We start from the raw sequence: 12,631 nt of genomic DNA, 5'->3' as shown, positions 1-12,631 counted from the left end.
ATTTTGCAAGATTGACCCTTTCGCATTCGGGAATCATTTCCATGACCGATTTGCGTTGCATCAGGCCGGTTTCCTGTCCATAATAGATCTTCCTGTAGTCTGGGTTATTAAATTTCAACTTCGTCGCTGATATTGAGGAAGTTGAAAATCACCTGGACGGCAGGTTGCGAACATTGCTCTCCGGGGTAAATCTCCTTTTGCCCGACCGAGTACCCATCACGTTCTCCGGCAAATCTCCAGGCACATTTCCTCACGGAATTTGCGCCACCATTCCTGTGCGAAGAAGTGAAATAATCATGGCACTCCGATCCAAAGACCTGTTTGACGACTCCAGCATGAGCTTCGGGGATCACCTCGAAGAGCTGCGCTATTATTTGATACGAGCATTGCTCGGCGTGATTCTCGTTTCGATTTTTACGCTCATTTTCGGAAACAAGCTCGTCGCACTGGTCCGCAGTCCGATCGATCGAGCCTTGATCCGACACGGTCTCGGCGAACACCGGATTGATGATCTCGGCGATGACTCATTCATCGAACGCTTTGTCAGCTGGACGACATCGCTCACCGAAGGCAAGAAGAAAACTGAGGAAGAGCTTGAAGAAGAAGCGACGGGGATCCCCCGAGCCAATGCCCGATTGAACGGCCCGCAAATTGATGTGCAAATTCCTCAAGCCGACCTGCTGAACGCACTTCACAAAGCCGATCCAGGAAAATTCCCAACTCCCGTAGGGACATCGTCCACAGACCCTAAAGCCAAACCTGCAGAAATCACCCTCCGAATTCGCGCACCCGAGTTCTCAATTTTTCGAGAAGTGGTCAAGAAAACCAATCGACCAGTCACCCTGAATGTACAGGAAGCCTTTTTAACGTATGTGAAAGTGGCCCTGGTCTCTGGGGTTGTGCTCTCCAGTCCCTGGATTTTCTTCAACGCCTGGATGTTCGTCGCTTCCGGTTTATACCCGCACGAACGCAAATTTGTTTATCTCTACGGCTCCCTCAGTCTGGTGCTTTTCTTAATCGGAGCGGTATTCTGTTTTTACGTCGTCTTCCCGTTCATCCTGGAATTCCTACTCAGCTTTAATGCCTGGCTGGACGTCCAACCTCAGATTCGGCTTTCGGAATGGGTTTCATTTGCGGTCTTCCTGCCGCTGATGTTCGGCATCAGTTTCCAGTTACCACTCGTCATGGTTTTCCTGAACCGTCTGAACATCTTCACCGAAACCGTTTACCGCGAACAGCGCCGCATGGCGATTCTGGTGATCGCTGGTCTTTCCATGATTCTCACACCCTCCGACCCGGCCAGCATGTTACTGATGATGTTCCCGCTGATATTCCTCTACGAATTCGGGATTTATCTCTGCAAATTAAATCCTGCTGCCAATCCCTTCGAACGGGAAGGCGAACTTTCCACTTGATGGGAGGTGCCCGTAATTGAACATGGGTGGCTGGCGTCGTAGCGAAGCGAAGCCCCCAGAATACAAGAATAAAAAAACGAAGCGCAAGCGAGTGTGTCATGTCCGATTGAACACACTCGCTTGCGCTTCGTGCTTGTATATTTTACCTTGATACAAAATCAAGTCATGGGGAACGAATTGATCACTGCACTTCAGAATCCGGAACCGATTTCTCCACCGCCCAATGCAATCCATTCTTCAACATTGTCCGAAACGCAGGCTGCTTGAAGTCGTCGACATTGCCGAGTGAGGTGTAGAAAGATCGTCCGCCGTCTTTTCGCTTGAATGTCCAGGCGACCGGTTCTTCGGGATAGCCTTCGATTTTCGCAAACATGAGTGGAGTCGTTCCCTCAGCCAGGGGCATCACTTTGTAGAGAGACCAGCCTTGAGGAAAGATCAGACTACGATCGATGCCTTTCAAAATCGGATGCTCGACATCCTGAGCGATTCGGACGGATGATTTCAAATCGTTTTTGTAATGGTTGTGATAGTTGCCGCCGAAAACGTCCTGATCGAAAGTTTCCCAGTCGCCGTATCCCTCAGGGGGGGCTTTCTTGATGTAAAACGCATGACTGGCCGTCCGAATGCCGACTACCGGTTTTCCACTCGCGACATAATCCCGCACAATCTGCATGTCATCTTTAGGCAGCACACGACGGCGAACAGAAATCAAAGCGATGTCGGCTTCTTTCAATTTCTCGATGCCGGGAATCAGATTGCGGTCCTCTTCCGCAGCAAACGCATAACTGACACGAAAGTCTTTGCCCAGTTCTTCCTTCGCGTATGGAGGTAATGATTCTGCCGTATCGTATTCATCTTCAGCGATCACCATAACCAGATGCGGCCGTTTATCATTCTCAAAGCGAACAGGAACACCCCCAATCAATTGATCACTCGAAATCGTCGGGCAAACGAACCGTTCAATGTGGGAGATGATCAGATCCGTGCCCGTAAAGTGACTCACATAGGGAGCAGAAGCTGGGTTGTACATGGTGTCAGTCAAATCGCGAATCAGCACGGCGTTCTTGCCATTGCGGGCCATTTGACGTAAACCGAATGGTCGACCAAGCACACACATATTGGTATGCACGCCAGCAATCATCACATTTTTGATGCCGCGACTTTCCAGAATACTCCAGACTTCATCCCCACGATCCGAAATGAAATCCTGCTCGGCATCGATTTCAATTCCCGGATGTTCTTTCTTCCAGGGACGCTTCGGATTGCGACCTTCCGCATTGAGTTGTTTGATCCACTTGGATTTTTGCTCGGGAGTGTCGTCATTCCCGCCATCGGTTTGATCGATCGGATAAACCCCGGCTTCCTCGGCTGGAATCTGATAGCACCATTTGTTGATCTCTTCAGGAATCTGCTCAACTTTCGCCAGAGTGGCAGCCCGTTGCCGAGCCTTGTGATCGGCATAGTTATCCATGCAACCACTTGGAGCATGAATGATCGTCACGCCATTTGCACGAGCCTGCTGAACGACTTCATTGAGTCGGGGGACAATCTGTTCGAGACGCAAAACTGCATTCTGACAGGTGTGCGAATCCCAGACATCGCACAAAATCAGAGCCGTCTGCTCAGGCTGCCAGGTTTCGGCATGAACCGTCTGATGATATCGCCCGCTCCCCGCTTTCGTTTCCTGCTGAGACCGCAACGAAAGTTCAATAGGCTCGGCGAGAACAGAAAGAGGTAGAGCCGCGATTAGAAAGACGGCCGTCATGAAAATTTTCAGCATCGGTATTCTCCTGCATGAGTTGGGATCAATTGAGAATACCGGGTTGGAGAACATCCTCCAAGTGTTTAGTAAAATCCGCCACCGGAATTCGATCCTCTAAATTGTCCACCATTGCCAGGAGGCGTTCCCAATCCTCCACCATAACCTGAGTTTTGAATTTCAACATCTGACCAAGGATACTCAACCAAACGTGTGGCCATGTTAGACTCATCCAAATTCAGCACTGGAGTCAGATCGATCGTCAAAGACTTATCATCGGGAAGTCGACCGACATAATTATTTTGCCCAGGAATAGAGTTGACTTCTACTGAAGTGCCTGCGTGTGGACGATAAAATAAGTGATCGTAAATGGAATAATTCGGAATCGAACTTTCAGGCGCTTCATAGCGTGCCGGAGCTGAATAATATTTTGTTACGGAGTTATCCTGCAAAGTCCGATGAAGACAAATTTGAGCAAGAGCATATTTTCCAGGCAGGCAATAAAACATTTGATTTTTCACGCTGGCTACTACGTCAATTGCTGAGGTCTCATTGTCGCCGCGTATTTCCAGAACATTCCCGTTCGCATTGACAGTAACGATAACAATATCACTCATGCGCCCCCATGTATTTGTTTTCATCTCGATAGGATCGACATCCACGACGAACAGCAAAAGCACTTGATCATCATTTCTCAATGACTGTCCATCAGTTGTATTGAACTTAATTTCTAATGGTAGTTGTTCCGGCAGCTCAGAAAAAATTTCAAACTCATAATTTTGCTCACGACCTGGCCCTAGCAAAAATTGACGATTTGCCCCAAATCCAGCGGGTCCAGTCAAACTGAATTGATATTGTCCTGCTGGCAAAGACCCAAAGTTATGACTTTCCCCCGGCTGCAATTTGACAGAATCTGAAATCGAGCCTCCAAAGTTTCCCGGTGAGATGATGGAATTGCTGATTAGTCGGATTTCAATTTTTGGTGGCGTTACATTTTCTGACGATTTCAGTGGCAATGCAGAGACAGTGAATTCTGCCCAATCCGAGGCTATTCCAGATTCCTCCTTCTGATTCGAGTTCGATTTGAACTGTTCCATCATCATCTGCGTCTGCGCCATCATTGCTTCGACTTGCGAGCGATTCATTTCCGCCTGAGTCGACATGACATTCCACATCACACCGATCATGCAGAAGCAGAGAATTGCCACAATCGCCGTGAGGGCCAGTGAAATTTTATTCGTCATCAGTTTGCCTTTCATAGCTTCGTACCAGAGATTCAGAGCGATGTCAGCCGGGTTGCCGAAGTGTTTGAGGACGCGTTGTCGAGCGATGTTGGCATCGTCACAAAGCAACAGTTCGCGCCGGAACGATGCTTCGAGGTGGTCTCGCAGTTCGCAGATAATTTCTTCGCGAAGAGTGGCCGGTTCTTCCTCGTGGTGTGGAGGTAGCTTCGCAGTGATCTCTTCATGCCAGTCCACAATTGGCCCCCAGAATTCCTTGAATGCCCGCAGAGAATTCTGACCACGTCTTTCTCTTCTGTGCGAGTTCTTTCTGACCGAGAGCCGTGATGCGATAGTATTTTCGCTTGCGGCCCTCGACCTGCTGCCAGAACGACTCCAGCATTTTTTTACGTTCCAGCCTGTGCAGGCCGGGATACAAACTTCCCTCTTTGAGCAGAAACCGCTCGCCCGAGCGGATTTTGACCGACTGGGTAATTTCGTACCCGTAGCTCGGCGAATTGGCCAGCACTTCCAGAATCATTAATTCGAGGGTGCCGGAAATGAGTGTGGGATCCATTTTAATTTCCTCCTATGCATCGACTCCCTATGTATAGCCGGGCTATGTATCAATTGTCAACAACAAATTCAAAAATTTTGATGGGATTGCAAAATACAAGCACGAAGCGCAAGCGAGTGTGTCCACGACTCCCCGATTAATCGACTCACTCGCTTGCGCTTCGTGCTTGTATCAATTAAAGACTTCGAAAAGGAAAACCGTGCACGGTTGGACTGGATGCTCAACTGAGATAGACTGCTCGGAATGATTTATTATTGACCCACGGCTCATTCTCCAAAATTTCTTTCTGGAGAACTGAACCGCCAAATAACGAGCAGATCTGAATATGATTTCCCAATCTCAAGCGATTTCCTGGAACGACCTGGCAGACTCCGTCTTAAACGGTGGCACCGTCGATGATGCGACCGCCCATGCGATTCTGGATTGTCCGAATGAAGAACTGCTCGGATTATTGCAGGCCGCATTTCGCGTCCGACATCAATATTTTGGGAATCAGGTTCAGCTCTATTATCTGAAAAACGCCAAAAGCGGACTTTGTCCCGAAGATTGCGGCTACTGCTCGCAGTCGAAAGTGTCCGATGCTCCGATCGAAAAATATGCCTGGCTCAATGAAGAAAAATTATTAGCCGGGGCTCGTCAGGCAAAAGAAAATCAAGCCAAAACCTACTGCATTGTCGCCAGCGGACGCGGGCCGACGAATCGCGAAGTCGAGCATGTCGCCAAAGCCGCCAAGCGGATCAAAGAAGAATTGGGCATGCACTTGTGCTGCTGCCTCGGACTTTTGAAACCCGAACAGGCACAGATTCTCGCCGATGCCGGTGTCGATCGCATCAATCATAACCTGAATACCTCCCGCGAGTTGTACGACAAAATTTGTACAACACATACTTATCAGGATCGCATTGATACCTTGAAAGTTGCTCAGGCAGCCGGGATGGAATTATGCAGCGGAATTATCGTCGGCATGGGCGAAACTCATGATGATCTCATCCGCGTGACGAACGAACTTCGCGAACTGAATGTAAAATCAATACCCGTCAACTTCCTGACCTCGATCGAAGGCACGCCTCTCGAAAACGTGTCGGAACTCGACCCCCAGCAATGCCTGAAAGCCCTCTGCCTGTTCCGCTTCACAAATCCCTCGACGGAACTGAGAATCGCAGGCGGACGCGAAATTCATCTCCGCACCCTGCAGCCATTCGGTCTTTACCCCGCAAATTCGATGTTCGTGAGCGATTATCTGACAACCAAAGGTCAGACCCCCTCCGAAGATTACCAGATCATCAAAGATCTCGGCTTCGAAGTCGTGACTCAGGGATTTGAATCCGAAAAACCAACAGAGTTGGTCTGAACGACGCACAGATGATCAGATCGTTTGATTGATTCCAATCGATTAAGAGTTGCGGGGGCGCTCCGCATTAGCGGAAGCCCCCGGAAGTTCAACGATTCGGGGGAGGCTTCCCTTCGAGAGCGCCCCCGCCACCCTTCGACTCACATAGAATGGGTAGCCCAGATAGCTCCGCTATCTGGGTGGACGAAGTCCACAAGAGGCCTTCAGTTTGACGATGGGGTTTCTCGCAGTCTTCTTGCTGCTGGGCCCCCTGAAAGAATATTTCGGGTCTATCCTGCATTTTGTGCTGATTCTAATAGTTCGTAAAATTCCGGGCCGAATGTCACAAAGTGACTGAAAGGATGCTCTCATGAAGCTCCATTACTCAAAATCCGCCCGGATTTCTCGGAGTCTGATTGCTCTTCATCTGTTGGCGATCAGTTGCTGCAGTTAATTAATCTATTGGAGCTGGCACTCTTTCGCCGGGCCGCACTCTCCCAATAACTCACCGATTGTAATACCAGTAGGATTTATCGTTCTCTGGCTGCTCTCAAACCTCTCATTGATTTTCAAATGTGGACCAGTTGCACCAATGACAATGATGGGGGCACTTTTCCCATTCCTGAATAACTTTTACGAATTATGGGGCTACTTTGATCCAGCAAAAATGATGTTGATTGGTCCACTCTCTGGGATGATTCTGGGGCTGCTGTTGGAAAACTATCTCTTCAAAATCAAGCAGCCCGAAGATCCCCAAATTGAAAACTTTGACGACTCAACTCCTCCGCTTCCCTTGGCGAATGAGTGACTCTCTGATTATGCTACTTCTGGTAAGTTGAGCTCAATAACATAAGAGGAACAGCGATGACGGATGTTTGGCCGATTGGTGTGTTTACTTCTATTGATGCCGGTTTCGGTGTGCACCTGGATGTGGTTTCCGAATTGGGGATTCCGACGATTCAAATTCATACCCCCCATGCCGACCAGCGGACTCCTGCCCGGGCGAAAGAGTTCCTGGCTCAATGTCAGGCTGCCGGCATTACAGTAACCTGCGTCTTCTGTGGATTCTCGAACGAGAGTTACGCCGATATCGCCACGACTGCCAAGACTGTCGGACTGGTTCCGGAAGTAACGCGACAGGAACGTGCGATCGATGCTCAACTGACGGCTGAATTCGCCCGCGAACTCGGTTGCGATACACTCGGCATGCATATTGGCTTTGTGCCGGAAGATCGGAATTCGGAATCGTATCGCGATTTGATTGCCGTCACTCAGGCGTTGCTCGATGAACTCGAAGAGCATGGCCAGAAACTGCATCTGGAAACCGGTCAGGAAACAGCCGTGCATTTGCTCAGTTTTCTGAGCGATGTGAATCGCAAAAACATCTTCATCAATTTCGATCCGGCCAACATGATTCTCTACGGCACAGGCGATCCGATCGAAGCTCTCAAGAAAGTTGCCCCGCACGTTCGCAGCGTCCATTGCAAGGATGCTGTCTGGGCAGAAAACGAAGAAGATCGCGGCACAGCCTGGGGAAGTGAAGTCGCTCTTGGCAAGGGCGATGTCAATATGAAAGAGTATCTCACGACTCTCAAAGAAATCGGCTACAAAGGCCCGCTCACCATTGAACGCGAACTTTCCGAAGACCGCGCTCAACAGAAAATCGACGTCGGCGAAGCGGTTTCGCTGCTTGAATCACTTCGCGCAGAATTGTGGTCGTAAACAAAGAATTACAAGCACGAAGCGCAAGCGAGTGTGTCAAATAATGTGACTACCGTAACTCACTCACTTGCGCTTCGTGCTTGTATGCTGTTTTAATTGAGGATTGTCACAGTGAATCCACACGAGAAGAATGAGGATTCGACTTGCAAGCCGACTCCTCGTTCTCCCGCTTTGGTTGTGGCAATCCTATTTGCTTACGGAATCGTAGTTGACCGAGTTCTCAGTAGCCGCTTTGATTTCTGGCGCTGGGAATTGCTGGTCTTTCTGGAACTTTTTCTACTGATTAGCTGGTTGATTCTCCAGCGGCTTCAGGGGCAACTTGCGTTGACCTTTCTTTGCGGTGCAGTGACGATTTGCGGAGCCAGTTGGCATCATTGGTTCTGGGAATTGATTCCTCCGAAGCATATCCGAAATTATGCCAGTGAAGAGGCGACACCCGTTCTATTGGAGGCGACAGTTCTTTCTGAGCCGATCTGGAAAGAAAACCAACTTCCCGATTTCGCTTCAGCCTGGCCAGGTTCCGATCGGACGATCTTTCACATTCAATCCGAGCAAATTCATTTGACTGATCGCACGCTTCCCGTCAGCGGACGCATCCGACTGACAGTTTCCGGAGCTTTTAGCGGAGTTCAAACTGGAGATCAAATTCTCGTCGTTGGGAAAATGCGAAATCTGCCACCGAACCGCAATCCTGGGACTTACGATTTTGCAGAAGATCAACGAAGAGACTCGATCCTGACTACGCTCTTTTGCGAACATGCAGAGGGCGTTCAGGTTCTCAAGAAAGCAGACATTCATATTCTTAGCTGGTTTCATCAAGGCTTGGATGATGTCCGCATCCGAATTCGTGAAGTCTTTCAGCAGACATTGCCGACAGATTCGGCTGCGATGGCGAATGCTTTGATTCTGGGGGATCGTACCCAGCTGGATGATGAGGTTAACACTGCGTTTCGCCGTAGTGGCCTGATGCACCTGCTTTCGATTTCCGGCCTGCATGTTGCATTAATTGGGGCTTTGGCAGGTTGGTTGGCTTGCCTGCTGGGGGGAACGTCTCGGTCGTTTAACCAATTTACTTTGGCGGGTATGACGCTCGCCTGGATTCTCGCCGAGTTTCGACCGCCCGTGTTTCGAGCCTGGTTGCTGGGGTTGATGTTATTCTGGAGTTGGACGAGTTTTCGAAAGATCAGAACCGTTCAAGCACTTGGATTAGCGGGTTGGATCTGCCTGATCGTCAACCCGAGTTGGCTGTTTGATGTGGGGACGCAGCTTTCTTTTCTGGCCATCGTCGCCATCCTCGGCTGCTGGAAATGGATGCCGAGTCTGTTTCGTAAGCAGGAAGAAACGCAATTGCTAGCTTCGGAATCAACGTCCGATTCTCCCACTTATTTTCAATTGGGTCTCCGTAAAGTGATTCTCTTCCTCAAACAAACGGCGTTCATTTCTCTGGCGATCACCCTGTTTCTCCTTCCCATCCTGACGGCTCATTTTCATCTAGTCTCTCTCGCAGGTATTCCTGCGACGGTGCTGGCGTTGCCGTTACTGGCGATTGCACTTCCGGGATTGATCCTGACAGCAGTGATCGGATTTTTCTCAACCACAATTGCCAGTCTAATCGCAAACCCCACTCATTACATTCTCATGCTGATGAGCGAATTAGCAGAACTTTTTTCTCATGGTCCACTCCAGTGGTTGCCATCCGGTATGAATTCCTGGATTGTTGCTTGTTTCTGTCTACTCACGGGTTTGCTGGTATTTCTCCCGAAACAGACGACCATGCCATTGAAAGCTGGGATTTCAATAAGCTGGTGCCTGCTGCTGGTGGTCGGCTTATCTCCGATATCAAATTCATTCTTTACGCAGTCGCTGGAGTGTCGCGTATTGAGTGTTGGACATGGCAATGCCTGTTTAATGCGTTGTCCGAATGGCCAGACCATCCTCTTTGATGCTGGTTCAATGGAAAACGGCCGCTTTGCCTCATCCGCCATCACCGCCAGTTTGAGTGATCTGGGATGCAATAGGCTTGACGCCATCATAATCTCGCACACAGATACCGATCACTTGAATGCGATTCCGTTTTTGATGGACGAAGTCCCGATTCACACCATCTTTTTGAATCCAGTTGGATTAAACCCCAGACATCCCGGTTTGTCAGCCATCGTTGAAAAAGCAGCAGACCAGCAGATTAAATTGCAGTTGTTGCAACCTGAAGACGAAATCAAACTGGATAAAAATGTGCGAATATCCACACTCCAATGCGGCACATCGCCTCTCCCATATTCGGCCAGCGATAATGAACACTCCATCGTGATGGAAGTCGAATACGCCGATCGTCATCTGCTGTTTCCGGCTGATGTTTCGGGGAACGGACAAAAACGCTTATTCGAAGAGACCTCTCCCGGATACGATTTCTTCGTCGCTCCGCATCATGGCAGTATTAAAGATAATGCGCCAGATTTTGTGAAATGGGCTGCTGCGGAGATTATCGTCTTTTCGACCGGTGATGAAGATCATCGAGACTATTTGACAGAACTCTATAATCCACAACAAGTTCTGTGGACGACTGGTGGAGCGGTTCGCTGTCGAATTGATGCTCAGGGCCATTTTTCAGTTGAACAATGGCAAAGAAATCAGCACTGGGGTATCCCGTTGGAGAACTGAACAGTCTTATGTGGGTCCGATGTTGTCCAACGTCTGGCATTGCATTAGCGTACAGGATATTATCAATAAGGAAACCTGCTTTTGCCTGCCTCAAAATCTCACGACTCGTGATCAGGGAACGCATCACGAGGAAAGTTATAATATGAACGAACCTGCCAAAACTGAAACTCCCGTGGTTTCTACAAAAACTGAAAAGTCAGTAGAGACGAAACCCTCTAAGGGAAAACCGAAAGAAAAAGAGACGGCTCGAGAAACGATCGAATCGATTGTCTTTGCATTTGTGCTGGCTTTTCTATTCCGAACATTCGAGGCAGAAGCGTTCGTCATTCCGACCGGTTCGATGGCTCCCACTCTGTTCGGACGGCATAAAGATATGCAATGTGAGCAGTGTGGTTACACTTTTCAGTTCGGGGCCAGTTCCGAAGTGACTCGCGATGGAACGGTGCTCATTCCCAACAGCCGAATTCACGAGGCACGCTGCCCCAATTGCCGCTTCAGTAATCCTTCCGCCTTTGCATCTCCTCCATTCAAAGGAGACCGGATTCTCGTTAATAAGTTCCAGTACGAACTGGGGACACCAAAACGATTTGATGTCGTCGTTTTCAAATATCCGGAAGACTCGAAAACCAACTTCATCAAACGACTCGTCGGCTTGCCGGGAGAAACGATTCGGATTCATCATGGCAATTTGTACCGTGTGACCGAGAATGGACGTGAAGAAATCCTGCGGAAAGATAATCCCAATAAACAGCGGGTTATTCAAATTCCTGTTTATAACGATGCATTTCCCTGCGAGGCTTTGAAGGAGGCTGGCTGGCCAAATCGCTGGGCGGGTGTTGATAGAACAAATGCAGAGGGCTCCATTGCAGGCTGGTCAGAAGCACCCAATACCTGGAAGTTGAATGAGGAAAGTCGGTCCTATCAATTGACAAAAGAAGGGCAGAAGCCGAATCAGCCGACCTGGTTGCGTTATCGTCATTTTGCGCCGAAAGATTCGACCTGGATGAGCATTGAAGCGAATGACCCTGTCGAGCCTCGTCCAAGATTGATCGGTGACTTTTGTGGTTATAACACTGTCGTCGAAGATACGCTCAGAAGATCGAGCACAGACGAATTATTCTGGGTGGGTGATTTAAACATTACAGGTTCTGTCGATATTGATGAGATTCAGGAAGGAGCCAATTTCACCATCGAGCTGACCGAAGGGATTCACTGGTATCGCTGTCATTTGAACCCCAATACCGGCGAAGCTCGGCTGGTGCGGGTGGAAGCGGGATTGAATCCAGATGAAGAAATTGAACTTGCCACTGCGAACACATCGTTCAAAGGAACAGGAAGTCACACCTTCTGGTTTGCGAATGTCGATGATCGACTCTGCCTCTGGATTGATGATGACCTGATCGACTTTGGAGAAGCAGCCAATTATGAAAGCAGTGAACTGCACGGCATGATGCCCGACGCGTCCGATTATACGCCTGTAGGAATTGCCATGCAGGGCATGACTGGGTCCGTTTCTGACTTGAGAATCTTGCGTGACATTTATTATCGAGGTAGCGGTATCTCACTCGAAAATGGAGAATTGCTGCTCGACAACGTGTCCGAATGGCAAAGAGCGTACCGGAATCATGGCAAGGAAATTGATTTCTATGAAATCCAAATTCCCGAAGACAATTTCTTTGTACTTGGTGATAACAGCCCGATGAGCTCCGATGGACGCTTCTGGGAAACGACACATACCGTTCCTCGCCAGGCATTTGTTGGCAAAGCGTTTTACATTTACTGGCCCCATGCAATTCCGATCGGCGTCGACAGTGGATATGCCGTCACACTCAGCTATCACAAGAAGTTCACCCGCCAGGGAGAAATTGTGACTGACCGCAGCTATCCACTTCACTACGGACCGTTCTATCCCAACTTCTGGCGGATGAAGCGGATTCGATAAAGTCGTTT

9 protein-coding genes are annotated in these 12,631 nt (G+C 49.1%); 6 read left to right on the top strand and 3 right to left on the bottom strand.

What is annotated here, in order from left to right:
• The first annotated feature begins 296 nt into the window (after positions 1-296).
• A complete protein-coding gene (tatC, locus tag Pan54_RS15555; protein ID WP_146504351.1) occupies positions 297-1,415 on the top strand; it encodes a twin-arginine translocase subunit TatC in 1,119 nt (372 codons plus the stop codon).
• A gap of 181 nt (positions 1,416-1,596) precedes the next feature.
• Here the strand turns inward: tatC and Pan54_RS15550 are convergent, their stop codons facing one another.
• From Pan54_RS15550 to Pan54_RS15540, 3 genes are all read right to left on the bottom strand, one after another.
• The gene (locus Pan54_RS15550) at positions 1,597-3,195 is read right to left on the bottom strand and encodes a ThuA domain-containing protein (protein WP_146504350.1); all 1,599 of its coding nucleotides are present in this window, start codon (positions 3,193-3,195) and stop codon (positions 1,597-1,599) included.
• Positions 3,196-3,260: 65 nt separating this feature from the next.
• Entirely contained in the window at positions 3,261-4,652 is a 1,392-nt protein-coding gene (locus tag Pan54_RS15545) for a hypothetical protein (protein WP_146504349.1), read from the bottom strand.
• Positions 4,639-4,971 carry a helix-turn-helix transcriptional regulator gene (locus Pan54_RS15540; RefSeq protein WP_146504348.1) on the bottom strand — a complete coding sequence of 111 codons (333 nt, stop codon included), beginning with the start codon at positions 4,969-4,971 and terminating at the stop codon, positions 4,639-4,641. The genes Pan54_RS15545 and Pan54_RS15540 overlap by 14 nt, the downstream gene beginning before the upstream one ends.
• Positions 4,972-5,296: 325 nt before the next feature.
• Between Pan54_RS15540 and bioB the strand changes: the two genes are divergently transcribed.
• The 5 genes from bioB (at position 5,297) to lepB (ending at position 12,623) form a co-directional block, all read left to right on the top strand.
• Positions 5,297-6,322 (top strand): biotin synthase BioB, encoded by a 1,026-nt coding sequence (gene bioB / locus Pan54_RS15535; RefSeq protein ID WP_146504347.1) that lies wholly within the window; start codon positions 5,297-5,299, stop codon positions 6,320-6,322.
• A gap of 571 nt (positions 6,323-6,893) precedes the next feature.
• A complete protein-coding gene (locus Pan54_RS15530; RefSeq protein ID WP_146504346.1) occupies positions 6,894-7,109 on the top strand; it encodes a hypothetical protein in 216 nt (71 codons plus the stop codon).
• 56 nt (positions 7,110-7,165) lie between these two features.
• A complete protein-coding gene (locus Pan54_RS15525) occupies positions 7,166-8,023 on the top strand; it encodes a sugar phosphate isomerase/epimerase family protein (protein ID WP_146504345.1) in 858 nt (285 codons plus the stop codon).
• Between the two features lie 111 nt (positions 8,024-8,134).
• Positions 8,135-10,681, top strand: coding sequence for a ComEC/Rec2 family competence protein (locus Pan54_RS15520; protein WP_165441800.1), 2,547 nt, complete (start codon positions 8,135-8,137; stop codon positions 10,679-10,681).
• Positions 10,682-10,700: 19 nt separating this feature from the next.
• A complete protein-coding gene (gene lepB, locus Pan54_RS15515; protein ID WP_207310153.1) occupies positions 10,701-12,623 on the top strand; it encodes a signal peptidase I in 1,923 nt (640 codons plus the stop codon).
• Positions 12,624-12,631 lie beyond the last annotated feature (8 nt).

Source organism: Rubinisphaera italica (genome assembly GCF_007859715.1).
Classification (GTDB): Bacteria; Planctomycetota; Planctomycetia; order Planctomycetales; family Planctomycetaceae; genus Rubinisphaera; species Rubinisphaera italica.
This window is presented reverse-complemented; position numbering and strand designations above follow the sequence as displayed.

Coding starts and splice junctions, on each gene's coding strand:
- Pan54_RS15525 (WP_146504345.1), top strand. CDS start 7,166: ATGACGGATGTTTGGCCGATTGGTGTGTTTACTTCTATTGATGCCGGT.
- Pan54_RS15550 (WP_146504350.1), bottom strand. CDS start 3,195: ATGCTGAAAATTTTCATGACGGCCGTCTTTCTAATCGCGGCTCTACCT.
- Pan54_RS15540 (WP_146504348.1), bottom strand. CDS start 4,971: ATGGATCCCACACTCATTTCCGGCACCCTCGAATTAATGATTCTGGAA.
- Pan54_RS15530 (WP_146504346.1), top strand. CDS start 6,894: ATGACAATGATGGGGGCACTTTTCCCATTCCTGAATAACTTTTACGAA.
- lepB (WP_207310153.1), top strand. CDS start 10,701: ATGTTGTCCAACGTCTGGCATTGCATTAGCGTACAGGATATTATCAAT.
- tatC (WP_146504351.1), top strand. CDS start 297: ATGGCACTCCGATCCAAAGACCTGTTTGACGACTCCAGCATGAGCTTC.
- bioB (WP_146504347.1), top strand. CDS start 5,297: ATGATTTCCCAATCTCAAGCGATTTCCTGGAACGACCTGGCAGACTCC.